The organism is Streptomyces filamentosus, assembly GCF_014654895.1.
GTDB lineage: Bacteria > Actinomycetota > Actinomycetes > Streptomycetales > Streptomycetaceae > Streptomyces > Streptomyces filamentosus.
Genome location: NZ_BNBE01000004.1, coordinates 368009 through 392222, shown reverse-complemented (window position 1 = coordinate 392222; position 24214 = coordinate 368009). Strand labels below are relative to the sequence as shown.

General features: G+C 74.1%; 20 protein-coding genes. 13 read left to right on the top strand and 7 right to left on the bottom strand.

The window, feature by feature from the left end:
- Positions 1-172 precede the first annotated feature (172 nt).
- From IE326_RS35570 to IE326_RS35540, 7 genes are all read left to right on the top strand, one after another.
- Complete coding sequence (locus tag IE326_RS35570; protein ID WP_150233780.1) at positions 173-586, top strand: Fur family transcriptional regulator; 414 nt, start codon at positions 173-175, stop codon at positions 584-586.
- A gap of 391 nt (positions 587-977) precedes the next feature.
- Entirely contained in the window at positions 978-2078 is a 1101-nt protein-coding gene (locus IE326_RS35565; RefSeq protein ID WP_190044525.1) for a C45 family autoproteolytic acyltransferase/hydrolase, read from the top strand.
- A 159-nt stretch (positions 2079-2237) separates the two neighbouring features.
- Complete coding sequence (locus tag IE326_RS35560; protein WP_190044524.1) at positions 2238-3278, top strand: NAD(P)-dependent alcohol dehydrogenase; 1041 nt, start codon at positions 2238-2240, stop codon at positions 3276-3278.
- Positions 3279-3496: 218 nt separating this feature from the next.
- Positions 3497-4453 carry a GlxA family transcriptional regulator gene (locus IE326_RS35555; protein WP_150233774.1) on the top strand — a complete coding sequence of 319 codons (957 nt, stop codon included), beginning with the start codon at positions 3497-3499 and terminating at the stop codon, positions 4451-4453.
- 125 nt (positions 4454-4578) lie between these two features.
- Positions 4579-5577 (top strand): type I glyceraldehyde-3-phosphate dehydrogenase, encoded by a 999-nt coding sequence (gap, locus tag IE326_RS35550; RefSeq protein ID WP_190044523.1) that lies wholly within the window; start codon positions 4579-4581, stop codon positions 5575-5577.
- An 81-nt stretch (positions 5578-5658) separates the two neighbouring features.
- Positions 5659-6315 carry a DUF7691 family protein gene (locus IE326_RS35545; RefSeq protein ID WP_150233772.1) on the top strand — a complete coding sequence of 219 codons (657 nt, stop codon included), beginning with the start codon at positions 5659-5661 and terminating at the stop codon, positions 6313-6315.
- Between the two features lie 92 nt (positions 6316-6407).
- Positions 6408-6557 (top strand): hypothetical protein, encoded by a 150-nt coding sequence (locus IE326_RS35540; RefSeq protein ID WP_190044522.1) that lies wholly within the window; start codon positions 6408-6410, stop codon positions 6555-6557.
- A gap of 64 nt (positions 6558-6621) precedes the next feature.
- Here IE326_RS35540 and IE326_RS35535 read toward each other — a convergent pair whose 3' ends face one another.
- From IE326_RS35535 to IE326_RS35520, 4 genes are all read right to left on the bottom strand, one after another.
- Entirely contained in the window at positions 6622-6861 is a 240-nt protein-coding gene (locus IE326_RS35535; RefSeq protein WP_150233770.1) for a hypothetical protein, read from the bottom strand.
- A 201-nt stretch (positions 6862-7062) separates the two neighbouring features.
- Complete coding sequence (argG, locus tag IE326_RS35530; RefSeq protein WP_190044521.1) at positions 7063-8511, bottom strand: argininosuccinate synthase; 1449 nt, start codon at positions 8509-8511, stop codon at positions 7063-7065.
- A 93-nt stretch (positions 8512-8604) separates the two neighbouring features.
- Positions 8605-11691 carry a glycoside hydrolase family 3 protein gene (locus IE326_RS35525; protein WP_190044520.1) on the bottom strand — a complete coding sequence of 1029 codons (3087 nt, stop codon included), beginning with the start codon at positions 11689-11691 and terminating at the stop codon, positions 8605-8607.
- A 32-nt stretch (positions 11692-11723) separates the two neighbouring features.
- Entirely contained in the window at positions 11724-13571 is a 1848-nt protein-coding gene (locus IE326_RS35520) for a ricin-type beta-trefoil lectin domain protein (protein WP_229915895.1), read from the bottom strand.
- A gap of 286 nt (positions 13572-13857) precedes the next feature.
- Here IE326_RS35520 and IE326_RS35515 point away from each other — a divergent pair, with 286 nt between their 5' ends.
- Positions 13858-14739 (top strand): PhzF family phenazine biosynthesis protein, encoded by an 882-nt coding sequence (locus IE326_RS35515; RefSeq protein WP_229915815.1) that lies wholly within the window; start codon positions 13858-13860, stop codon positions 14737-14739.
- Between the two features lie 69 nt (positions 14740-14808).
- Here IE326_RS35515 and IE326_RS35510 read toward each other — a convergent pair whose 3' ends face one another.
- A complete protein-coding gene (locus tag IE326_RS35510) occupies positions 14809-15729 on the bottom strand; it encodes an endonuclease/exonuclease/phosphatase family protein (protein ID WP_308440356.1) in 921 nt (306 codons plus the stop codon).
- Positions 15730-15980: 251 nt separating this feature from the next.
- On the opposite strand from IE326_RS35510, the gene IE326_RS35505 reads away from it, so the two are divergent.
- Positions 15981-16748 carry an NPP1 family protein gene (locus tag IE326_RS35505; RefSeq protein WP_190044516.1) on the top strand — a complete coding sequence of 256 codons (768 nt, stop codon included), beginning with the start codon at positions 15981-15983 and terminating at the stop codon, positions 16746-16748.
- Between the two features lie 87 nt (positions 16749-16835).
- On the opposite strand, the gene IE326_RS35500 is transcribed toward IE326_RS35505, so the two are convergent.
- On the bottom strand, positions 16836-18251 hold the full coding sequence (locus IE326_RS35500) for an ROK family protein (RefSeq protein WP_190044515.1): 1416 nt from the start codon (positions 18249-18251) through the stop codon (positions 16836-16838).
- Positions 18252-18422: 171 nt separating this feature from the next.
- On the opposite strand from IE326_RS35500, the gene IE326_RS35495 reads away from it, so the two are divergent.
- The 4 genes from IE326_RS35495 to IE326_RS35480 all read left to right on the top strand — a co-directional run bounded on the left by IE326_RS35495 (position 18423) and on the right by IE326_RS35480 (position 23050).
- The gene (locus IE326_RS35495; protein WP_190044514.1) at positions 18423-19730 is read left to right on the top strand and encodes an ABC transporter substrate-binding protein; all 1308 of its coding nucleotides are present in this window, start codon (positions 18423-18425) and stop codon (positions 19728-19730) included.
- An 11-nt stretch (positions 19731-19741) separates the two neighbouring features.
- Positions 19742-20734, top strand: a complete 993-nt coding sequence (locus IE326_RS35490) for a carbohydrate ABC transporter permease (RefSeq protein WP_150233752.1) — start codon at positions 19742-19744, stop codon at positions 20732-20734.
- Between the two features lie 37 nt (positions 20735-20771).
- Positions 20772-21611 carry a carbohydrate ABC transporter permease gene (locus IE326_RS35485; RefSeq protein WP_150236156.1) on the top strand — a complete coding sequence of 280 codons (840 nt, stop codon included), beginning with the start codon at positions 20772-20774 and terminating at the stop codon, positions 21609-21611.
- A 71-nt stretch (positions 21612-21682) separates the two neighbouring features.
- A complete protein-coding gene (locus IE326_RS35480; protein WP_150233750.1) occupies positions 21683-23050 on the top strand; it encodes a GH1 family beta-glucosidase in 1368 nt (455 codons plus the stop codon).
- 72 nt (positions 23051-23122) lie between these two features.
- Here the strand turns inward: IE326_RS35480 and IE326_RS35475 are convergent, their stop codons facing one another.
- A complete protein-coding gene (locus IE326_RS35475) occupies positions 23123-24142 on the bottom strand; it encodes a LacI family DNA-binding transcriptional regulator (protein WP_190044513.1) in 1020 nt (339 codons plus the stop codon).
- Between the last annotated feature and the right edge of the window lie 72 nt (positions 24143-24214).

Below are 24214 nucleotides of genomic sequence, written 5' to 3'. Positions count from 1 at the left end.
CGCCCTCGTCTCCCGCCGTGTCGGACTCTTCCTGTCCCTTGGCCATCAACAAAACCGATCCTACAATGGACGAAGTCCAAGTCAAGAACAACGCCAAACTGGTGACGCCGGACCGAGGGGCGTGACGCTCCGCGGCCCCGGTCGTCGCCGAGAAGGAACAGGTGGGCCCCAGATGAGCGACCTGCTGGAGCGGCTGCGTGCCCGAGGGTGGCGGATGACGTCGCAGCGGCGCGTCGTCGCCGAGGTCCTCTCCGGCGAGCACGTGCACCTCACCGCCGACGAGGTGCACGCGCGCGCCGTGGAGCGACTCCCCGAGATCGCCCGTGCGACCGTCTACAACACCCTGGGCGAACTGGTCTCCCTCGGCGAGGTGGTGGAACTCTCCACCGACGGGCGGGCGAAGCGCTACGACCCCAACGCCCGCCGGCCGCACCAGCACCTGGTCTGCACCGAGTGCGGCACCATCCGTGACGTCCGTCCCGCGGGCGACCCGCTGGCCGTCCTCCCCGACTCCGAGCGCTACGGCTTCACGGTCTCCAAGGTCGACGTCACCTACCGCGGCCTCTGCCCCTCCTGCGCGGGCTGAGAGCGGGGCGGGTCCGGCCCGTCGCGTGAGGTGCGGGTCCGGCCCGTCGGTCGTGCGCGGCTGCGCGGCGCTCGGCGGTCGTACGCGGCCGGGGTCCGTCCGGCGGTCGCCCCCGCCTCCGTCGCGCGGCTCCGCCTCCTCGGACGCGGCCACGCGCGTGGGGCGTGCCCGGGGGCGCCGACCTGTCCGGGGCGCCGCGGGCCCCCCGCCCCTCTCCCCGCTTCCGTCCCGCTCGACCGCCCGCCCTTCCCGGCGCGGCGGTCCTTCGGCGTGCCCCGGGGCGGCTTGACGCCCGCGTTCCCGCGCTGTTGGATGAGCCACACCTTATTGGTCGTACGGCCAATAGAGTGGTCCGAAAGCGCCGCCCGCCCTCCGCCCAGGGAGCCCGTCCATGTCCCTCACCGCCTTCCCCCGCCCCGAGCGCCGGCTCCACGTGGCCGTCGACTCCGCCGACCCGCGCGAGCGGGGGCGGCAGCGGGGCGGCCTGATCGCCGAGGGGCTGCACGGCGCCCTCGACGTCTACGACCGGCTCTTCGCCCTCGCGGGGATAGCCGAGGGGACCGTCCGGGACGACGCCCGCCGCGCCCTGGACGCGGTCGACGCCTTCCGGCCCGCGCTGCGCGAGCAGATCGAGGGCGTCGCGGAGGGGGCCGGTGTCGAGCCGTGGCGGGTCGCCGCGCTCAACGCCCGCACCGAGATCCTCGCCCGGGGGCGCGCCGTCCCGCCCGGCGAGTGCTCCACGATCGTCCGCCGCGTGCCCGTCCCCGGCGGCGGCACCACCCACCTCGGCGTCCAGACCTGGGACTGGCACGTCGAGCTCGGCGCCTCCTGGCACACCGTCGACTCCGCCGGCGGCGCCCACCGCCACGTCGGCCTCACCGAGCACGGCATCCTCGCCAAGATCGGCGTCAACAGCGCCGGTCTCGCCCTCCACTTCAACATCCTCGGCCACCAGGGCGACCGCGTCGGCGGCCTCCCCGTGCACGTCCTCGCCGCCCTCGTCCTGGAGGAGGCCGGCGACGCCGCCCACGCCGTGGAGCTGGTCCGCTCCGCGCCGGTCGCCTCCTCCGGCTCCTTCCTGCTCTTCGACCGGGAGCGGGCCGTCCTGCTCGACCTCAGCCCCGAGGGCGTCTTCGAGGTCCCCGCGACGGCCGGCGCCACCCACCTGCGCACCAACCACTTCCTGAGCCCGGTGCCCGCCCGGCGGGAGAAGACCTGGCTCTACCAGCCCGACTCCGGCGAGCGGTACGACTTCCTCCGGGGCCGCCTCGGCCGCGAGCCCGCCACCACGCACGAGGAGCTGCTGCGGCTCCTGGTGACCGGCCCCGGCGAGCCGCCGGTCACCTGCGTGCCCGACCCCGAGGCCCCGCTCGGCCGGCGCTGGGCGAGCCTCGCGACCGTGCTCCTCGACCCGGTGGCCCGCACCGCGCGGATCCTCGACGGGACCCCCGCCGAGCACGCCGACCGCCCCTGGTACGAGCTGCGCGCCTGACCGGCCCCCGCCCGGCGCATGGGTGTAGATTGCATCTATATCCGACATGTCCGCCGGGCGGGATCCGCCGCGCGCGTGCGGCGCTCCGGCCGCACCCTGGAGGAGGCGTGCCCGCCCTCGCGGCCGAGGCGCCCCAGCGACGCCGGAAAGGAACGCGCCATGAAGGCACTGCAGTACCGCACCGTGGGTGCCGCCCCCGAAGTCGTCACCGTCCCCGATCCGGAACCCGGCCCCGGTCAGGTCCTCCTCAAGGTCACCGCCGCCGGCGTCTGCCACTCCGACATCGCCGTGATGAGCTGGCCCGCCGAGCAGCTGCCCTTCCCGCTGCCCCTCACCCTCGGACACGAGGGCGCCGGCACCGTCGCGGCCCTCGGCGACGGCGTCACCGGCTTCGCCGAGGGCGACGCCGTCGCCGTCTACGGCCCCTGGGGCTGCGGCAGCTGCTGGATGTGCGCCCAGGGCAAGGAGAACTACTGCCTGCGCGCCGCCGAGCTCGGCATCCACCCGCCCGGCCTCGGAGCGCCCGGCGCCATCGCCGAGTACATGATCGTCGACAGCCCCCGCCACCTCGTCCCGCTGGGCGCCCTCGACCCGGTGAAGACGGTGCCGCTGACCGACGCCGGCCTCACCCCGTACCACGCCCTCAAGCGCTCCCTGCCGAAGCTCGTCCCCGGCTCCACCGCCGTCGTCATCGGCACCGGCGGCCTCGGCCACGTCGCCGTCCAGCTGCTGCGCGCCATGACCGCCGCGCGGGTCGTCGCCCTCGACGTGACCGAGGAGAAGCTCGCCCTCGCCCGCGCCGTCGGCGCCCACGAGGCCCTCCTCTCCGACGCCTCCGCCGCGGCCTCCGTCCGCGAACTCACCGGCGGCCGCGGCGCCGAGGTCGTCCTCGACTTCGTCGGCGCCCCGCCCACCACCGCCGCCGCCGGGGCCATGGCCGCGGTCGAGGGCGACGTCACCATCGTCGGCCTCGGCGGCGGCACCCTGCCCGTCGGCTTCGGCGCCCTGCCCTACGAGGTGAGCGTCACCTCCCCGTACTGGGGCACCCGCGCCGAACTCGTCGAGGTCCTCGACCTGGCCCGGGCCGGCGCCGTGGACGTCCACGTCGAGACCTACGGCCTGGACGAGGCGCCCGAGGCGTACGAGCGACTGCACGCGGGCCGGATCGAGGGCCGCGCGGTGATCCTCCCGCACGGCTGACCCCGCCCCCACGCGCGCGTGGCCGGCATCCGCTGCCCTCGGGCGAGCCGGACGTGCCGGTGCCCGAGCCCACGCGCGCGTGGCCGGGATGCACCGGCCCCCGGCCGCCGCCCGCCCCCGCGTGGCCAGGCCCCGGCCGCCGGACCGCTCACCGTCCTGGTCCGCCCCCACGCACGCGCGTGGCCAGGCCGTTCGCCGGTGCCGCGTAGGCTCGTGGGGTGCCGCCCACCCGTCTGTACCGCGTAGCCGTCCTCGTCCTCGAAGGCGCCAAACCCCTCGACGTCGGGATACCCGCGCAGGTCTTCACGACCCGCGCGAGCATGCCCTACGAGGTGCGGGTCTGCGGCGCCACCCCCGGCCTGGTGACCGGCGGCGACGGACTGTCGTACAACGTCGCCCACGGGCTCGACGCGCTGGGCTGGGCCGACATCGTCTTCGTCCCCGGCTACCGGTTCCCCGACCGTGAGGACCCGCCCCGCGAGGTCGTCGACGCGCTGATCGCCGCCCACGCGCGCGGGGCGCGCCTCGCCGCCATCTCCACCGGGGCCTTCGCGCTCGCCGCCACCGGTCTCCTCGACGGCCGCCGGGCCACCACCCACTGGCACTACGCCCGCGCCCTCGCGGAGAAGCGGCCCCTGGTCCGGGTCGACGAGAACGTCCTCTTCGTCGACGAGGGCAGCGTCCTCACCTCCGCGGGCGCGGCCTCCGGCATCGACCTGTGCCTCCACATCCTCCGCGGCGACCTCGGCGTCGCCGCCGCCAACCACGCCGCCCGCCGGCTCGTCGCCGCCCCCTACCGCAGCGGCGGCCAGGCCCAGTACGTGCCCCGCAGCGTCCCCGAACCCCACGGCGAGCGCTTCGCCGCCACCCGGGAATGGATCCTGCACCGCCTCGACGAACCCCTCACCCTCGACGTCCTCGCCCGCCACGCCGCCGTCTCGCCCCGCACCTTCTCCCGCCGCTTCGTCGAGGAGACCGGCTACACCCCCATGCAGTGGCTGCTGAGGGCCCGCGTCGACCGCGCCCGTGAACTGCTGGAACGCTCCGAACTCGGCGTCGAGCAGATCGCCGCGGAGACCGGCCTCGGCACCGGGGCCAACCTGCGGATGCACTTCCAGCGGATCCTCGGCACCACCCCGAGCGACTACCGGCGCACCTTCACCAAGGGCGACTGACCCGCCCGCGCGCCACCCGGCCCGGATCTTGGCATGATCCTTGCGGACCATGGCGATCTCGCCCCTGCCGCGCGGCGCCGCGGCGAGCGAGGCTGGGTGGCGAAGAAACGGAAGGGACACCGCTCATGACTCGCATCGCCATCAACGGTTTCGGTCGCATCGGCCGCAACGTGCTCCGCGCCCTCCTGGAGCGCGACACCACGCTCGAGGTCGTCGCCGTCAACGACCTCACCGAGCCGAAGGCGCTCGCCCGTCTCCTCGCCTTCGACTCGACCTCCGGCCGCCTCGGCCGCCCGGTCTCCGTCGACGGCGACACCCTCGTCGTGGACGGCCGCCGCATCAAGGTCCTCGCCGAGCGCGAGCCGGCGAAGCTGCCGTGGGCCGATCTGGGCGTCGACATCGTCCTGGAGGCCACGGGCCGCTTCACCAGCGCCAAGGACGCCCGCCTCCACCTCGACGCCGGTGCCAAGCGCGTCCTGGTCAGCGCCCCCTCCGACGGTGCCGACGTCACCCTCGCGTACGGCGTGAACAGCGACACGTACGACGCCGAGCTGCACACGATCGTCTCGAACGCCTCCTGCACCACCAACGCGCTCGCCCCGCTGGCCGCCGTCCTCGACGAGCTGGCCGGCATCGAGCACGGCTTCATGACGACCGTGCACGCCTACACCCAGGAGCAGAACCTCCAGGACGGCCCGCACCGCGACGCCCGCCGCGCCCGCAACGCCGCCGTCAACATCGTGCCCACCAGCACCGGCGCCGCCAAGGCCATCGGCCTGGTCCTCCCGCAGCTGGACGGCAAGCTCTCCGGCGACTCGATCCGCGTGCCCGTGCCGGTCGGCTCGATCGTCGAGCTCAACACGACGGTCTCCCGCGAGGTCACCCGCGAGCAGATCCTCGACGCCTACCGCACGGCCGCCGAGGGCAAGCTCGCCGGCGTCCTGGAGTACTCGGAGGACGAGCTGGTCTCCTCCGACATCACCGGCAACCCGCACTCCTCGATCTTCGACGCCGCCCTGACCCGCGTCGACGGCCGCCACGTCAAGGTCGTCGCCTGGTACGACAACGAGTGGGGCTTCTCCAACCGCGTCATCGACACGCTGGAGATGCTCGCCGCGAGCTGACCATCCGTCACCTCCCCCGCAACGCCCCCTCGGCCCCCGGCCGAGGGGGCGTTGTCCGTGCTCCCCGGCATGATGTCGATCATGAGCCGAATCATCTCGTACACCACCGGAGACCGCGCCGAGGCCGTCGCCTACCTCGGGGCGGCCGGCCGACTCACCGACGAGCAGCGGCGCGTGCTCGGCATGATGCGCGAGCGCGCCGAGGCGAGCCAGCGCGAGCTGGACCGGCAGGGCCTCGACTGGGGCCTGACCGTCCCCGAGGCGCTGGAGCACCTGATCGAGGGCCGCGCCGACGCGCCGGGGGAGTACGCCGGGAAGGCGTACGCCCGGGCGCTCCAGCACGTCATCGACCACTGCGGCTCGGACCCCTGCGACCTGGGCGTCTACTCCAGGCCCGCCACCTTCTTCGGGCTCCTCGGCGACCAGCTGCGGCAGCACGGCGTGCCCGCGGGCCTGCTGCCCGACGACTACCTCTTCTCCGGCCCGCCGGACGAGATCCCCTTCCACCTCCCCTGCGCGATCGACGGCCCGGACATCGGCGTGCTGCCGCTGGCCCGGGCGAAGGAGGCCGTCGACGCCTACCGCGCGGTCCGCGACGCGATCGACGGCGACTTCGTCCACGACCTCGACCTCCTCATCGAGAAGCTGGAGTTCGAGCACGAGGAGTGGGAGTCCACCAAGGCGCGCGGCTACGACTGGTACACCCACGACACGATCTTCTTCTCGATCGACGGCTGAAGGGGGAGGGTGCGGGTGCGGGCCGGGCTGTCAGCGCTTCGCGGAGCGCAAAGGGGGGAGAGAGACCGCGGAGCGCCTTCCCCTCGGTGCGCGTGGACGCCGACCGGCTGTTCGCCGAGGACCGCGCGGTCCTCACCGGCGCGGGCTCGGCCGCCGGGAGCGACCCGCGCCTTCACCTCGTCGACCGTGACCACGGCGCGGCCGTGGCCGCTTGCCGGAACACCTTCGCCCGCCGTCCGTGACAGCGGAAGCCCCCGCCCCGGGAGGGGGGGGCGGGGGCTTCCGCTCCGGAGGTGTCCGCTCCGGTCAGGGAAGGGTGACGTTGTTGAGGGCGTCGTGGGTGGGCAGGGCGTCGGTGGCGTCACCGGAACCGGGCGCCTGGTCGGCGGCGGTCTGCGGCGTGCCGTTCCCGAAGTTCTGCGACAGGAGCCCGAGTCCGGGCAGGTGGTTCCCCACGCTGTCCGCGGCGGCCGCTCCCGCCGAGGCGAGGACGGCGGTGGCGGCGACGGCGGCTGCGGCGAGGGCGCGGCGGTGGAAGATCGTCATGCCGGGCTCAACGACACGGACCCCACCAGGGCACGGGGCCCGCTCCGCCCGCCCCGCCACCGGCACGGCCGTTCGGGGGCGGGGGGAGCGGGGACGGCCCCGGAGCGTGCGCGTGCGGACCGCGCGTGCTGCCCTGCGCGATCCGCACTTCTCCGTACTGCCGCCGGACCGCCCCGGGAGGCGGTCCGGCGGGGCACCGCGCTAGTCGGTGCCGGTCTCCATGGCGGCGCGGTCGAGCGCCGTCTCCTCGCTGTCGGGGGTCTCGCCGCGCGAGGCGATGACCTCGGCGCCGCCCTCGGTGAGGGAGCCGATGAGGCCGGTGGCGGCGGCCTGCGCGGCGCCGATGGCGGGGCTGCCGGAGCCGATGAGGCCGATTCCGGCGTACTGCTCCAGCTTGGCGCGGGAGTCGGCGATGTCCAGGTTCCGCATGGTCAGCTGGCCGATGCGGTCCAGCGGACCGAAGGCGGAGTCCTCGGTGCGCTCCATGGACAGCTTGTCCGGGTGGTAGCTGAAGGCCGGGCCGGTGGTGTCGAGGATCGAGTAGTCCTCGCCGCGCCGCAGCCGCAGGGTGGCCTCGCCGGTGACGGCGGCGCCGACCCAGCGCTGGAGCGACTCGCGGATCATCAGCGCCTGCGGGTCCAGCCAGCGGCCCTCGTACATGAGGCGGCCGAGCCGGCGGCCCTCGTTGTGGTACTGCGCGAGGGTGTCCTCGTTGTGGATCGCGTTGACGAGGCGCTCGTAGGCGGCGTGCAGCAGCGCCATGCCGGGGGCCTCGTAGATGCCGCGGCTCTTCGCCTCGATGATCCGGTTCTCGATCTGGTCGGACATGCCCAGGCCGTGGCGGCCGCCGATGGCGTTGGCCTCCATCACCAGGTCGACGGCGGAGGCGAACTCCTTGCCGTTGATGGTGACCGGGCGGCCCTGCTCGAAGCCGATCGTCACGTCCTCGGTGGCGATCTCGACGGACGGGTCCCAGAACCGCACGCCCATGATCGGGTCGACGGTCTCGACGCCGGTGTCCAGGTGCTCCAGGGTCTTCGCCTCGTGGGTGGCGCCCCAGATGTTGGCGTCGGTGGAGTACGCCTTCTCGGTGGAGTCGCGGTAGGGGAGGTCGTGGGCGACCAGCCACTCCGACATCTCCTTGCGGCCGCCGAGCTCGGTGACGAAGTCGGCGTCCAGCCACGGCTTGTAGATCCGCAGGTGCGGGTTGGCCAGCAGGCCGTAGCGGTAGAACCGCTCGATGTCGTTGCCCTTGAAGGTCGAGCCGTCGCCCCAGATCTGGACGTCGTCCTCCATCATCGCCCGCACCAGGAGGGTGCCGGTGACGGCGCGGCCCAGCGGGGTGGTGTTGAAGTAGGCCCGGCCGCCGGAGCGGATGTGGAAGGCGCCGCAGGTGAGCGCGGCCAGCCCCTCCTCGACCAGCGCGGCGCGGCAGTCGACCAGACGGGCCACCTCGGCGCCGTAGGTCTGGGCGCGCCCGGGCACCGAGGCGATGTCGGGCTCGTCGTACTGGCCGATGTCGGCGGTGTACGTGCAGGGGACCGCGCCCTTGTCACGCATCCACGCGACCGCGACGGAGGTGTCGAGACCACCGGAGAAGGCGATGCCGACGCGCTCGCCGACGGGAAGGGAGGTGAGAACCTTGGACATGGCAATAGTATGCATGAATCCGCATGGCTATGCAACGCCGGAGGGTCCGACGGGCCGCTCACCCGGGGGAGGGCGGCCCACCGGCCCCCGTGCTCAGCCCGCCGCGCGGTACGCCTCGGTCAGCTTCGCCACCGCGCCCGCCGGATCACCGGAGAGCAGCAGGTGGTCCGCCTCGGCGAAGGGCTTCGCCACCGCCTGGGTGATCCGCTGCCCGATGCGATCCTGCACCAGCAGCCGGGCCCGGGCCACCAGGCGCCGCGCCTCGGGTGAATCGCCCCGGCCGGCCGCCTGGAGCACCCGGGCCGTGAGCCCGAGCGCCTTCAGCGCGGTCTCGCCGCCCTTCGGCGCCGCCGTCAGGGTGGTGAGCCCCCAGCCGTACGGGAACTGCGGGTCGTACGCGGAGTCGCCGACGTTGATCGGCAGCTGCGCCTCCGACCGGGGCCAGGTCACCGGCAGCCGCCCGGTGAAGGGCTTCCGGCCGAAGAGCACGTCCGCGACGCCGTCGCCCTCGGTGCCCGGCAGCCAGGACGCCACCAGGGCGTCGATCTCCGGCAGCCGGTCCCCGATCAGCTGCGGACGTCCGGAGACGACGAGCACCGCGCACGGCATCGCCGCGCACACCCGGTCGACCGCCGCCCTGTCGGCGGCGCTCAGCTCCAGGTCGTGGCCGTTGCCGACGTCCCCGACGCCCTCCGCGTACGGCGTCTCGCCGACGACCACGACCCCGGCGTCGTACCCCTCCACCGGCGCGGCGGCGTCCTTCGAGTACGTCAGGCCGGGCGCGGCCTTCCGCATCCCTTCGAGGATCGTCGTGCCGGTGGTCCGCTTCCCGGAGGAGCCCTGCCAGCTGATCGTCCAGCCGCCGGTCTGGTTGCCCAGGTCGTCGGCGTTGGAGCCGGCCACGTACACCTTCTGCTCCGGTTTCAGCGGCAGCACCCCGCCGTCGTTCTTCAGCAGGACCTGGGAGGCGGCCGCCGCCTCGCGGGCCACCGCCCGGTGTCCGGCCGAGCCGACCGAGGGGAGGTGCGTGGTGTCCGCGTACGGCTTCTCGAACAGCCCGAGCCGGAACTTCTGCGTCAGGATCCGGGACACGGCGTCGTCGATCCGGGAGACCGGGATCCGGCCCGCCCCGACCTCGGCGACCAGGGTCCGGGTGAACTCCTGGTAGTTCGTCGGCACCATGATCATGTCCAGGCCGGCGTTGACCGAGGTCCGCACGTCGCTGGGGTAGTCGCCGGGGAGCTGGTCGATGGCCTGCCAGTCGCTGATGACGAAGCCCTCGAAGCCCATCCGGTCCTTGAGGACGCCGTTGATCAGCTCCGCGTGGGCGTGCATCTTCACCGGGCCGCGGCCGTCCCCGATGACGTCGACCGAGGAGTACGAGGGCATGACCGTGCCCGCGCCGCGCTTCACCGCCTCGGCGAACGGCGCCAGGTGCACCGCCTCCAGCTCCTCCCGGGTGACCCGGGTGACGCCCTGGTCGATCGTGTACGAGCCGGTCGTCGAGGAGCCGAACTCCGTGCCGCCGTCGCCGACGAAGTGCTTGGCGCTGGTCAGCACCTTGTCGTTGCGGTCCAGGTCGCGTCCGTCGGCCGCGCCCTGCATCCCCTGGATGACCGTCTCCATCGCGGTCACCAGGGCCGGGTCCTCGCCGAAGGCCTCGTACGACCGCCCCCAGCGCTCGTCCCGGGTCACGCACAGGCACGGCGCGAAGTCCCACGGGACGCCGGTCGCCCGCACCTCCTTCGCGGTGACCGCGCCGGTCCGTGCGGCGAGCGCGGGGTCGCGGGAGGCGCCGAGGCCGATGTTGTGCGGCATGATCGTGGCGCCGGCGACGTTGTTGTGCCCGTGCACCGCGTCCACGCCGTAGACCAGCGGGATCTGGAGCCGGGTGGCGCGGGTCCGCAGCTGGTAGCCGTCGACCATCCGCGCCCACGCCTCCGGCGTGTTCGGGGCGGGCACCGAGCCGCCGCCGGAGAGCAGCGAGCCGAGCGCGTACCCGGCGATGTCGCCCGGAGCCCGCAGCGCGTTCCGCTCGGCCTGGGTCATCTGCCCGGCCTTCTCCGCGAGCGTCATCCGCGACAACAGGTCCGCCACCCGCCGTTTCACCGGAAGCCGCTCGTCGAGGTACGGGAGGCCGTGCGCGTCCACCACGACGACCGGATCCTCGGCGGGCGGCTCGGCGCCCTCGACGGTGAGCCTCACCGGGATCGTCTCGGCGACCTCGCCCGAACGGTCCTTCAGCGTCTCCACGGTGATCGAGCGGGTGGTGCCGGACGGCGTCCCGGCCGGCAGGACGAAGCTGCCGGCCACCGGCCGGTAGTCCTTCCCGGCCACCGCGGGACCGGAGTCGTCCGTCGCGTACGTGACGGTGACCGGCTGGTCGGTGGGCACCGCACCCGTCGTGTTCACGGTGACGTCGATCCGGGCGGCGGAGCCCTCCGCCACCGGGTGCACGGCCGCCCCCGTGACCACCTTGGTGGTCAGCGCCGGGTCGGCCTTCCCGTACAGCTCCACCGCGTCGAGCGCGAAGGAGCCCGGCGCGCCCGTCGGCAGCGTCAGCGCGTACCCCCACATCCGGTCGAGGCCGAGGACGTGGTCGATGCCGCCGACCGGCTGGTAGTCGGCGCGGTACCGGAAGGAGGAGAAGGGGAGTTCGACGAGGTGCCAGCCCTCCCAGTCGTCGGTGAAGGAGGTCGTCCACAGCTCGGACGCCTCGCCGTTCGCGCCGCCGTCCTTCAGCTCGAAGTGGATCCGCCTGCCCGAACCGGGCGGCAGCGGCGCGGTGTTCTGCCCGTACCACCAGAAGCGGACGCCGCCGTGGGCGGTCCAGTCCTGGGCCGGCAGGTCGAAGGCGAAGTCGTGGGTGAGGCCGCCCCAGCCGCTGATGTCGTAGCGGCCTTCGAGGACCTTGCTCCCCTCGGGGGCGTCGGCCCGCTCGGCGAGGGTGAGGGCGGGGTGGTCGTCGGCGTCGCTGCCCCAGGTGAAGAGCCCCTCGGCGGGCGGCGAGGCGAACGGCACCTCGCCCTCGAAGCGGTCGACGGCCCGGGGCGGCGGATCGTCGGCGCCGGGCGCGGCGGCGCTGGGTGCGGCCCCGGCGAGCCCCGCGATCAGGGCGGTGGCGGCGGTGGCGGCGAGCCCTCGGGCGCGGGCTCTCCGGCGGGGGTGCTGGTGCGGCATGCGGTCTCCTGGAGACGGGGGAAGGGGGGCGGTCAGGACGGCTGGTGGGTCCATTTCTGGTTGGCGCCGCCGGTGCAGGACCAGATCTGTGCCCGGGTGCCGTCGGCGGAGGAGTTCCCGGTGACGTCCAGGCACTTGTCCGCGGCCGTGTTCACCACGTCGTGGGTGCCGGCGTCGTACGTCCACCGCTGGGCTCCGGTCCCGTTGCACGTGTACAGCTGCGCCTTTGTCCCGTCGGCGGTGGCGCCGCCCGTCGCGTCGAGGCACTTGCCGAGGGCGCGGATCGTGCCGTCCGCGGCGAGGGTCCACCGCTGGGCCGCGGTGCCGTTGCAGGTGTACAGCTGGACGGCGGTGCCGTCGGCGCTCGACGCGCCCGCCACGTCCAGGCACTTGCCGGCGAGCCCGGTCAGCGGCCCGGCCTGCGGCGCGGGGCCGGGCGTGCCGCCCCAGGTGAAGGTCGCGGTGGTCCGGGCCGGGAGGCTGTACGCGAAGGACTGGCCGCCCCAGTCGACGCGCAGGGACTGCGCCGAGCCGCCGCCGTTGTGCGCGATCAGCGCCTTGGAGCCGTCCGGGTTGCGCCAGGCGACGTTCCGCACGGTCGCGTCGTCGGTGGAGGCGATCCGGTACGCGCCCGGCTTCACGAACTTGGTGAGGTGGCCGGTCGTGTAGTACTCGATCGTGTAGTCGACCTGCCCGGCGCGCGGGCCGCCCTCCTGGACGGTGACCAGGCCGGTGCAGGTGCCGCAGCCGCCGTTGTGCGGCCCCATGTCCTGGTTGAGCGCGAGGCTCCACTTGACCAGGCTGCTGCTCCAGTTGCGGGCGTAGGACACGATGTCCTTCAGGTCCTCGTCGTGCTGGTTCCCGATCCAGGTGCCGCCGGAGTGCTCGGTGGAGAACTGCCGCACCGACGGGTACTGGTCGTGGACCTGGCTGCCGACGGCCGGGTCGCCGAAGTAGCCGTGCCAGGCGATGCCGCCGAACAGCGGGTCGTTCCTGACCCCCGCGTCACCGAGGACCGCCGCGCCGAAGTTCGCGTAGTCGCCGTAGTTCCAGTCGTGGACCAGGACCTTGGTGGTGAGGCCGGCGGACCGGAGGGCGGGGTAGAGGTGGTTCTTGGTGAACTCGACCAGGCCGGACGGGTTCCAGCTCATGCCGGGGTAGTTCATCGCCGTGGGGTTGCCGGCCTGGCAGCAGTTCGGCTCGTTCTGCACCGAGAGGTAGTCGACCGTGATCCCCGCCGCCTGGTAGCTCTGGACGTACTTGACCAGATACTGGGCGTAGGTGGGGTAGTGCTCCCACTTCAACCAGCCCATCTGGTCCATCCGGCCGTTGTCCTTCATCCAGCCGGGTGCGCTCCACGGCACGCCCTTGACCCGCAGCGCCGGGTTGAGCCCCTTGGCCTGCGCGGTCAGCAGCCGCACGTTCGTGTCGTAGCCGTTCGTGCCGAAGTCGTTCAGGTCGCAGCAGGTGTCGTCGAGGGAGACGTGCCCGGGACGGGAGAGGTCCGAGGCGCCGACGGGGTTGCGGACGAAGGAGAGCCCGATGCCGTCGGTGGGCGAGAAGAGCCTGCGCATCACCTCGTCGCGGGTGGCGGCGCTGATCGCGCCGCCGCGGAAGAGGTGGGCGGTGGTGTCGGTGATCGACGCGCCGCCGCCCTCGAAGCGCTGGTACGTCGTGGACTCGTCGACCGTGATGGTACGGCCCGCGCCGCCGGCGGGGCCGAAGGAGAGCGGGGCCTGCGGGGCGAGTCCCCGGGTGACCGTGCGGCCTCCGGCGTCGGAGGTGGTGGTCAGCCAGACGTCCACCCGCTCCCCGGCGGCCTGTGCGCCGCCGGGCGCGGCGAGGACCAGGCCCGTCGCCACGAGCGCGCCGGTGAGCAGGACGGCGAGGGAACGGCGGCGGGACCGCCGTTCCGCACCCCGCAGAGCTTTGATATGCACCTGACAACCCTTTCGATGGGAGGGTGCCGCGCTGCCGCACGACCCCGGCGGTCCGGGTCCGTGCGTGTCCCACAAGGCGGCAGGGCTTTTATCAAGCTGTGAACTTATGGAGGCCGACCGCCCCCGTCAACCCCTCCCGCATACGACTCCCGAACGGGCCGCCCGGCCCCGCGCCCCCGTCGACGCCCCCCTGTCCGGGGTGCGTTCAGGAGGTTACGGTGGAACGGTGAACCGGCCCGCCGCCCTCGTCCGCACCGCGACCCTCGTCCGCACCTGCGTCCGCGCGGGCGACGGCGGCAGCCCCACCGCCGTCCTCGACGAACCGGCCCCCGGACGGGCGCCCCTCACCGACGCCGAGCGCCGCCTGATCCCGGCCCTCGCCGGCACCTCCCACGCCGTCTTCGTCGGACCGGCCCCGCACGGACCCGGCCACGCCCTGCGCTTCTTCACCGCCGCGGGCGAACTCCCCGCCTGCGGCCACGGCACCCTCGCCGCCCTCGCCCACCTCGCGGCCCGCACCCGCACCGGCACCCTCGCGACCCGCCTCCACGCCGGGGGCCGCGTCTTCGCCGGACACGCCGCGCCCGACCCCGGCGGCCCCGGCTTCCGCGCCGCCTTCGACCCCGGCCCCGTGACGCTCCGGGACCCCGCACCGGCCGCGTACGACCTCGTCCTCCCCGCCCTCGGCCTCCGCCCGCCGGCCCCGGGCCGCATCGCCTCCGTCGGCCGCCCCCGGCTGCTGCTCCCCGTCCGGGGCCGTGCCGAACTCGCCGCCCTCGCACCGGACTTCGCCCGCCTCCGGGCCGCCTGCGACGCCCTCGGACTGCTCGGCGTCCACGTCCACACCGCCCCCGGCCCCGGCGACCGGACCGCCGTCCGCCTCGCCGCCCGGATGTTCGCCCCCTCCATCGGCGTCGACGAGGACGTCGCCAACGCCAACAGCGCCGCCTGCCTCGCCGCCCACCTCGCGGACGGCCGCCCCCTCGACCTCACCGTCGACACGGGTGACTCCCTCGGCGCCCCCGCCACCCTCACCGCCACCGCCCGCCCCGGCCCCGAGGGCCCGGCCGTCACCCTCGGCGGCACCGCGATCCTCGACCGCGCCTAGGGCGCGTCTTCGGGATCGGGCCGGATCGGGTCGGACCGGATCGGATCGGGCCGGAGCGGGAAGGCGGCCTCAGCGTCCCGCGGGGCCGGTCCACGCGATCCCGGCCAGCACCGGGAGGTGGTCGCTGCCGGTGGCCGGGAGGGTGCGGACGCGGGGCACGGTGCCGCCGCCCGCGAAGACCTGGTCGATCCGCGCCACCGGCAGCGCGGCCGGATAGCTGAGCGCGAAACCCCGCTCGGGCACGGCCAGCCGGGAGGTGAGCGGCGCGAGCCCCCGGTCGTCCACCGTGCCGTTGAGGTCGCCGGCCAGGACCAGCCGGTCGGCCTCCTCGGCCGCCAGGAGTGCGCCCAGCCGGGCCGCGCTCTCGTCCCGCCGGGCCGAGGCCAGCCCGCCGGGCCCGACCCGCACCGACGGCAGGTGGGCGACGTACACCACGGTCTCCCCGTGCGGGGCGCGCACCACGGCCCGCAGCGCCCGCAGCCACGGCTCGGTGACGTCCCGCGGCTTGATGTCGACGGGCCGGTGGCCGGTGATCGGGTACCGCGACCAGAGGCCGACCGTGCCGTGGACGGCGTGGTACGGGTAGCGGGACGCCAGCGCCTCCCGGTAGGTGCCGAGCGCCGGCTCGACCAGCTCCTCCAGCGCGACGAGGTCGGCGTTCGCGGCGGACAGGGCCCGGGCCGTGCCCGCCGGGTCGGGGTTGTCGTCGGCCACGTTGTGCTGCGCGACGAGGAGTTCGCGCGCGCCGGCCGGGCCGCCGGGCAGCAGCAGCGGTCCGAAGTGGACCGCCCACACCACCGCCGGGAGCAGCAGCGCGACCAGCGCTCCCCGCGCCCGCCGCAGCAGCGCGCACAGCGCCAGCAGCACGACGGCGGCGCCGCTCCACGGCAGGAGGTTCTCCAGCAGGCTGCCCAGCCGCAGCCCGGCGTTCGGCACGAACCGGTGCAGCGCGGTCAGCGCGGCCACGGCCACCGCGAGGGCCGCGAGCACCCGCCCCCTCGGTCCCGCGCCCGGCCGCCGCGTCCACACCCGCCATCCGCCGCCGTCCGGCCTTCGCTCCCGCCCCGCCACCGTGTCCGCCCCTTCTCCAGCCGGTCCCCGTCCTCCCTGCTCAGGACGTGCGGGACCGGCCGGTGGTTGCCGCGCGGTTTCACCCGCCCTTGTGGTGGGCATGTCAGCGCCCGGCCGTCGTGTGCGGCCGGACCCCGCCACCGGACCTCGACCCCCACAGGGAGCCGGAGTTGAAGAACCCGCGCCGCGTCACCAAGGGAGCCGCCGTGCTCGGCAGCGCCCTCGCGCTCCTCCTCGCCTTCCCCGGCGGCGCCCACGCCGCCCCGCCCGCCGCGCTCCCCGCCCAGGCGGACGCCCTGGAACAGACCTTCCAGCCGGCGTACGACTACGACACCGACGGCTGCTACCCGACCCCGGCCATCGGCCCGGACGGCACGCTCAACCCCGGCCTGAACCCCTCGGGCACGGTCAGCGGGCAGTGCCACGACGCCGGGGACCTCGCCCAGACCAACGGCTACGCCCGCTCGCTCTGCAACAACGGGTGGTGCGCGGTCCTCTACGGGCTCTACTTCGAGAAGGACCAGGCCGTCTGGGGCAGCGGCCTCGGCGGCCACCGCCACGACTGGGAGCACGTCGTCGTCTGGATCCAGGACGGGCAGGCGCGGTACGTCTCCACCTCGAACCACGGCTCCTTCACCGTCCACGGCAGGGACGCCCTCCGCTGGGACGGCACCCACCCCAAGGTCGTCTACCACAAGGACGGCATCGGCACCCACTGCTTCCGGGCCGCCAACGGCAACGACGAGCCGCCCGAGAACCACCGGGGCACCTGGCAGTTCCCCGCGCTCGTCGGCTGGAACGGCTACCCGCCCGGCCTCCGCGACAAGCTGAGCCGGGCGGACTTCGGCAGCGCCGTCTTCGGCCTCAAGGACGGCAACTTCGCCGCGCACCTCGCCAAGGCGAAGCCGGCCGGGATCCCCTTCGACCCGTACGCCTAGGGCGCGTCTTCGGGATCGGGGAGCGGTGCCGGGCGCCGCGGGCCCGGCATGGTCCGGAAGACGCGGCCCGGCCGCCGCGCCGGCCCCTCAGGACGAGACGCGGTCCCGCAGCGCCGTCTGCCACGCGGGCGCCGGAACGCTCGGCGCCCGCTCGGGGCGGCGGCCGCCCTGGGCGAAGAAGTCGACCAGCGGCAGCAGTCCGGCCCCGACGGTGACCGCCTCGGGCCCGAGCGTGCCGAGCGCGATCTCCGTCCGCCCGCCGGGGTGGCGGAGCGCGTACGCGCGGGCGTACGCGGTCACGGCGGCGAGGAAGCGGGTGCCGAGCTGGAGCCCGGCCCAGCCGCCCACGAGGATCCGCTCGGGCTGGAAGAGGTTGATCAGATCGGCCAGTCCGGCCCCCAGGTACTCGGCGGTCTCGTCCAGCACGGCGAGGGCGGCGGCCCCGGACCCGGCGGACGCGCCCGCCCCGGACGTACTCGCCCCGGACCCGTCCGCCGTACGCGCCCCGCTCCCGAACGGGCCGTCCCCGGCCGCGCCGCTCCCGGCCGGACCGTCCTCCGCCCCGTCGGCCTCGGCCGGGTACGCGGCGGCGAGCATCGCCGTCAGGGCGGTCTCCTCGTCGGCGCCGGCCGGGGGTTCGCCGCCGGCCTCCCGCCAGCGTTCGAGCAGGGCCTCCGCGCCGGCGTACGCCTCCAGGCAGCCCTGGGCGCCGCAGCGGCAGCGCCGCCCCCGGACCCGGACCGTCAGGTGGCCCCACTCCAGGGCCCGGCCCTGGCCCAGGGGGTCGGTCACCACGCAGGCGCCGACGCCGGAGCCGAAGAGGACGACCGCGGCGCTGCGGGCCCCGCGCCCGGCGCCGAACCACATCTCGGCCTGGCCCAGGGTCTTGGCGCCGTTCTCGATCCGGTACGGCACCTGTTCCGGCAGGTCGACGGCCTCGCGCAGCAGCCGCTCCAGCGGGACCGCGTCCCAGCCGATCGTCTGGCCGTGCACCACGGCCCCGCCCTCGGTGCGCTCGACGATGCCGGGGACGCCGATGCCGACGCCGAGGAGCCGCTCCGCGGGGACCCCGGCCGCGCGCAGCACCTCCGCGATGCCGTCCCGCAGCAGCCGCACCACGAGCCCGACCTCGTACCGCCCGGTCCGCGGCCCCGAGGTGGCCAGAGGGCGTTCGGTGCGGGCGAGTTCGGTGAGCGCGAGGTCGAAGAGCTCGATCCGCACGCGGGTCTCGCCGATGTCGACGCCGATCATGCAGCCGCTGGACGGCGCGATCCGCAGCAGGGTGCGGGGCCGGCCGCCGGCCGAGTCGACGCTGCCGGCCTCCTCGACGAGGCCCTCGGCGACCAGCTCCGCGACCACGTTGCTGATCGATCCCGAGCTGAGGCCGGTCGCGGGACCCAGGACGAGCCGGCTCATCGGACCGTCGAAGTAGAGCCGCCGGAGCACTGCCGTCCGGTTCTCGCGCCGCAGGTCGCGCACCGTGCGGCCACTCTTCCCGTGCACTGTCGTCCCCGTCCGTCGTAGTCGTCGGCTGCAACATACCCGCACGACAAGCCTTGACGCGACCTTCTCATGGGGTTTAACTCACATCCTAAATTAAGCCGATGCGGCGGAGAGCGGTCCGGGCGCTCCCCCTGTCGGTCCTCCCGCCTTCCCTGAAAGGGACCAGGAGCCATGCGCAGAATCAGAGCCGCCGTCACGGGTGCCGTCACCCTCTCCCTCGCCCTCACCGCCTGCGGCGGCGGCGGCGGAGCGGACGACGGTGGTCAGGCGAAGAAGACCCTCACCTACTGGGCCTCCAACCAGGGCTCCAGCCTGGAGGTCGACAAGAAGGTCCTCCAGCCCGAACTGGACGAGTTCGAGCGCCGCACCGGCATCAAGGTCAAGCTGGAGGTGGTCCCGTGGTCCGACCTCCTCAACCGGATCCTCACCGCCACCACCTCCGGCCAGGGCCCGGACGTCCTCAACATCGGCAACACCTGGAGCGCCTCCCTCCAGGCCACCGGCGCCCTGCTGCCCTGGGACGCGAAGAACTTCGACGCCATCGGCGGCAAGGACCGCTTCGTCGACTCCGCCCTCGGCTCCACCGGCGCGCCCGGCCAGGACCCGGCGGCCGTCCCGCTCTACTCGATGGCCTACGCCCTCTACTACAACAAGCAGATGTTCAAGGACGCCGGCATAGCGAAGCCGCCGACGACCTGGGACGAGGTGGTCGCCGCGGGCAAGAAGCTGAGCAAGGACGGGAAGTCCGGCATCGGCGTCGAGGGCTCCAACCTCTCCAACAACATCCACCAGGTCTTCGTCCTCGGCAAGCAGCACGGCGCCGACTTCTTCACCGCCGACGGCAAGCCCGACTTCACCTCCGACGGCGCCGTCGCCGCCGTCAAGCAGTACGTCGACCTGATGGCCACGCACAAGATCGTCGCCCCCGGCAACGCCGAGTACGCCCAGAACCAGTCCCTCAGCGACTTCGCCAAGGACAGGACCGGCATGGTCCTGTGGCAGACCCCGTCCCAGACCTTCGCCTCCCAGGGCATGACCGAGGACGAGTGGGGCGTCGTCCCGGCCCCCGTCGCCTCCGGGAAGCCCGGCACCGGCACCGCCGTCAACTCGATGGTCGCCGGCATCAACATGGCCGTCTTCAAGAACACCGACAACCTCGACGGCGCCCTGAAGTTCGTGAAGTTCATGACCAGCGACGAGGAGCAGACCGTCCTCAACAAGACCTACGGCTCCGTGCCGCCGGTCAAGGACGCCCAGAAGGACCCGGCCTTCTCCGGTCCGTCCCTCGCCGTCATCCGCGACACCCTGGCCTCCAGCGCCGCCGCCCTCCCGCAGGTCCCGGAGGAGTCCCAGTTCGAGACCGTCGTCGGCACCGCCGTCAAGGAGCTCTTCGCCGACGCCGCCGCCGGCCGGCCCGTCACCACCGAGTCCGTCAAGGCCAAGCTCGACAAGGCCCAGCAGCAGATGCCCAAGAAGTAGGCACCGCCCCCATGACCCAGACCGCCGTCACCCCCGAGCGGGAGCCGGCGGTGCGGAAGGCCGCACCCGGAGGGGCGCGCACCCCGCGCCGCTCCGGGCGTCGCCGCCTCGCACTGCCCTACGTCCTCCTCCTGCCCGCCCTGCTCCTCGAACTCCTCGTCCACCTCGTGCCGATGCTCATGGGCGTCGCCATGAGCTTCAAGGAGCTCACCCAGTTCTTCATCCGCGACTGGGCGAACGCCCCCTGGTCCGGCCTGGACAACTTCTCGGTCACGCTGGACTTCGACGCGGCCGTCGGACAGTCGCTCCTGAAGTCCTTCCTGACCACCTGCCAGTTCACGGTGCTCTCGGTGGGCCTGTGCTGGCTCCTCGGCACCGCCGCCGCGATCCTCCTCCAGGAGAACTTCCGCGGCCGGGCGGTCCTGCGCACGCTCTTCCTCGTGCCGTACGCCCTGCCCGTCTACGCCGCCGTCATCACCTGGGCGTTCATGTTCCAGCGCGACAACGGCCTCATCAACCACGTCCTCCACGACCAGCTCGGCATCGGCGACGGCCCCGCCTTCTGGCTCATCGGGGACAACAGCTTCTGGGCGCTGCTCGCCGTCTCCGTCTGGAAGGGCTGGCCCTTCGCCTTCCTCACCGTCATGGCCGGGCTCCAGAACATCCCCCGCGACATGTACGAGGCCGCCGCCCTCGACGGCGCCGGCGTCTGGAAGCAGATCCGGCACATCACCCTGCCGTCCCTGCGGCCCGTCAACCAGGTCCTCGTCCTCGTCCTCTTCCTGTGGACCTTCAACGACTTCAACACGCCGTTCGTGCTCTTCGGCAAGGCGGCCCCGGAGGCGGCGGACCTCATCTCGCTCCACATCTACCAGTCGTCCTTCCAGACGTGGAACTTCGGCACCGGCTCGGCCATGTCCGTGCTCCTGCTGCTCTTCCTCCTCCTCGTCACGGGCGTCTACCTCCTGCTCACCACCCGCGGAAGGAAGACCTCCGATGTCTGACGCCACCCGCGCCCGCACGGCCCGGCCGCGCTCCCCGATGGCCCCGCCCCGCTCCTTCCTCTGGACCCGGCGGATCGTCCTCGCCCTCCTCACCGGCTTCGTCCTGCTGCCGGTGTACGTGATGGTCTCCAGCTCGCTGAAGCCGCTGGAGGACGTGACGGGCCGGTTCGAGTGGATCCCCTCCACCGTCACCCTGCGCCCCTACGCGGACATCTGGGAGACCATCCCGCTCGCCGACTACTTCGCGAACTCGATCGTCGTCGCCGGCGCCGCCACCGTCCTCTCCGTGGCCGTCGCCGTCTTCGCCGCGTACGCCGTCAGCCGCTACTCCTTCCGCGGCAAGCGGGTCTTCACGGTCACCGTCCTGTCGACGCAGATGTTCCCCGGCATCCTCTTCCTGCTGCCGCTCTTCCTCATCTACGTCAACATCGGCAACGCCACCGGCCTCGCGCTCTTCGGCTCCCGCGAGGGCCTGATCCTCACCTACCTGACCTTCTCGCTGCCCTTCTCCATCTGGATGCTCACCGGCTACTTCGACGCGATCCCGCGCGAGCTGGACGAGGCGGCGAAGGTCGACGGCTGCGGACCGATCGGCGCGCTCTTCCGGGTGATCGTGCCCGCCGCCCGCCCCGGCATCGTCGCCGTCGCCGTCTACGCCTTCATGACCGCCTGGGGCGAGGTCCTCTTCGCCTCCGTCATGACCGACGACACCACCCGCACGCTCGCCGTCGGGCTCCAGGGCTACTCCACCCAGAACGACGTCTACTGGAACCAGGTGATGGCCGCCTCCCTCGTGGTGAGCGTCCCCGTCGTCGTCGGCTTCCTCCTCCTCCAGCGCTACCTCGTCGCCGGCCTCACCGCGGGTGCGGTCAAGTGACGTCCTCCCCGCCCCGGACCCCGGCCCGCGCCCGGGTCCGCACCCGGCTCCGTACCGCAGAAAGGCACCCCGTGTCCGACCCCACCGCCACGCCCCTCGACCTGGCGGCCTTCCCGCCCTCCTTCGCCTGGGGCACGGCGACCTCCGCCTACCAGATCGAGGGCGCCGTCGCCGAGGACGGCCGCGCCCCCTCCATCTGGGACACCTTCTCCCGCGTCCCCGGCGCGATCGACAACGGCGACACCGGCGACACCGCCTGCGACCACTACCACCGCTGGCCCGAGGACATAGCCCTCATGAAGGAGCTCGGCGCCGGCACCTACCGGATGTCGATCGCCTGGCCCCGGGTCGTCCCCGGCGGCGACGGCCCCGTCAACGCCGCCGGACTCGACTTCTACGACCGGCTCGTCGACGGCCTCCTCGACGCGGGCATCACCCCCTCCGTCACCCTCTACCACTGGGACCTGCCGCAGGCCCTCCAGGACCGGGGCGGCTGGACCTCCCGCGAGACCGCCGAGCACCTCGCCGCGTACGCCTCCGTGGTCGCCGGCCGGCTCGGCGACCGGGTCGGCACCTGGGCGACCCTCAACGAGCCGCTCTGCTCCGCCTGGATCGGCCACCTGGAGGGCCGGATGGCGCCGGGCCTCACCGACCTGACGGCCGCCGTCCGCGCCTCGTACCACCTGCTCCTCGGCCACGGCCTCACCACCGCCGCGGTCCGGGCCGCCGTCCCCGGCGCCCGCGTCGGCCTGGTCACCAACCACTCCACGGTCGCCCCCGCCTCCGGCCGCCCCGAGGACCTCGCGGCCGCCGCCCGCATGGACGGGCACAGCAACCGCTGGTGGCTCGACCCGGTGTACGGCAAGGGCTTCCCCGCCGACATGCGCGAGCTCTACGGCGTCGAACTCCCCGAGAAGCCGGGCGACCAGGAGACCATCGCCGCCCCCCTCGACTGGCACGGCCTCAACTACTACTTCCCCGTCACCGTCGAGGACGACCCCGAGGGCCCCGTCCCGCACGCCCGCGAGGTCCGCCTCCCCGACGTGCCGCGCACCGGCATGGACTGGCAGATCGAGGCGGCGGGCCTGGAGAGCCTGCTGCTGCGGCTCACCGAGGAGTACGGCGTCCGCGAGCTGTACGTCACCGAGAACGGCTCGGCCTTCCCCGACGCCACCGGCCCCGACGGCGCCGTCCACGACCCCGACCGGGTCCGCTACCTGGAACAGCACCTCGCCGCCTGCGCGAGCGCCGTCCGCAAGGGCGCCCCGCTCGCCGGCTACTACGCCTGGTCGCTCCTGGACAACTTCGAGTGGGCCTACGGCTACGACAAGCGCTTCGGCCTCGTCCACGTCGACTACGCCACCCAGAAGCGCACCGTGAAGAGCAGCGGACGCCGGTACGCCGAGCTGATCCGCGCCCACCGGGAGCTGCACGGCTGACCCCGGCGCCCCCGCGTGCCGGACGCCCGGGGGGTGCCCCGGCCTGATCCGGAAGGCACGGCCCGGCGGGCGTCAGGCCGACTCCCGCACCACCAGGACCGGTTCGAAGAGCCTCGAACCGGTCCTCGGCGTGCCCGCGTCCAGGCGGGCCAGGAGCAGCCGGGCCATCGCCGAGGCCATCTCCTCCACCGGCTGCCGCACGGTGGTGAGCGGGGGAGCGGCGTCCCGGGCCGCCGTCGAGTCGTCGAAGCCGACCACGGCGACGGCCTCCGGCACGGCCACGCCCCGCTCCGCGAGAAAGCGGCAGGCGCCCCGCGCCATCAGGTCGTTGGCCGCGAACACCGCGTCGATGCCCGGGTCCCGCGCCCAGAGCCGGGCCATCGCGTCCCGGCCGCTCTCCTCCGTGTAGCGGCCCCGCTCGACCGGCACGGCGACCGCCCCGCGGGCGGCGAGGGCGGCCGTGAAGCCGTCGAGCCGCTCGCGCGCGGCCGGCGCCGACTCCGGCGCGGCCACGACCGCGGGCCGCCGCCGCCCCGCGGCCCACAGGTGCTCGGCGGCGAGCCGGGCGCCCGCCGCGTTGTCCAGGTCGACCCAGCCGCAGCGGACCCCGGGGCGGGGGCGGCCGAAGAGGACGGTGGGCAGTCCGGCCGCCACCAGCATCCCGGGCAGCGGGTCGTCCTCGTCGAGCGGCACCACCAGCGCCCCGTCGGCGCCGCCGCGCCGCAGGTAGTCGACGAGCTGGAGGCGGGCCGGCTCGGACTCCGAGACCAGCAGCACCGGCTGCACGGCGCGCTCCCGCAGCACCGGGAGCACGCCGTCGACGACCCGGCCGAAGAAGGGGTCGGAGAAGAGCCGCGCGGTGAAGGAGCCACCGGTCGCCGACAGGACCAGGGCGACCGCGCCGGTGCGCCGGGTGACCAGGGAGCGGGCGGCCTGGTTCGGCGCGTAGCCGGTGCGGGCGATCGCCTCGCGCACGGCCTCCTGGATCCCCGGGGCCACGTTCCGCACGCCGTTGACGACCCGGGACACCGTCGCGCGCGACACCCCCGCCTCGCGTGCGACGTCCTCCAGTGTCGGTCCCCGATTCCCCATCCGCGCACTTTATCGGTGCGCCGCGTCCGCTGGCGGGGCAGTCGGCCCGGGAGCGCCCCCTTTCGTGATCGA

Coding starts and splice junctions, on each gene's coding strand:
- IE326_RS35560 (WP_190044524.1), top strand. CDS start 2,238: ATGAAGGCACTGCAGTACCGCACCGTGGGTGCCGCCCCCGAAGTCGTC.
- IE326_RS35490 (WP_150233752.1), top strand. CDS start 19,742: ATGACCCAGACCGCCGTCACCCCCGAGCGGGAGCCGGCGGTGCGGAAG.
- IE326_RS35475 (WP_190044513.1), bottom strand. CDS start 24,142: ATGGGGAATCGGGGACCGACACTGGAGGACGTCGCACGCGAGGCGGGG.
- IE326_RS35570 (WP_150233780.1), top strand. CDS start 173: ATGAGCGACCTGCTGGAGCGGCTGCGTGCCCGAGGGTGGCGGATGACG.
- IE326_RS35495 (WP_190044514.1), top strand. CDS start 18,423: ATGCGCAGAATCAGAGCCGCCGTCACGGGTGCCGTCACCCTCTCCCTC.
- argG (WP_190044521.1), bottom strand. CDS start 8,511: ATGTCCAAGGTTCTCACCTCCCTTCCCGTCGGCGAGCGCGTCGGCATC.
- IE326_RS35545 (WP_150233772.1), top strand. CDS start 5,659: ATGAGCCGAATCATCTCGTACACCACCGGAGACCGCGCCGAGGCCGTC.
- IE326_RS35565 (WP_190044525.1), top strand. CDS start 978: ATGTCCCTCACCGCCTTCCCCCGCCCCGAGCGCCGGCTCCACGTGGCC.
- IE326_RS35535 (WP_150233770.1), bottom strand. CDS start 6,861: ATGACGATCTTCCACCGCCGCGCCCTCGCCGCAGCCGCCGTCGCCGCC.
- gap (WP_190044523.1), top strand. CDS start 4,579: ATGACTCGCATCGCCATCAACGGTTTCGGTCGCATCGGCCGCAACGTG.
- IE326_RS35485 (WP_150236156.1), top strand. CDS start 20,772: ATGGCCCCGCCCCGCTCCTTCCTCTGGACCCGGCGGATCGTCCTCGCC.
- IE326_RS35525 (WP_190044520.1), bottom strand. CDS start 11,691: ATGCCGCACCAGCACCCCCGCCGGAGAGCCCGCGCCCGAGGGCTCGCC.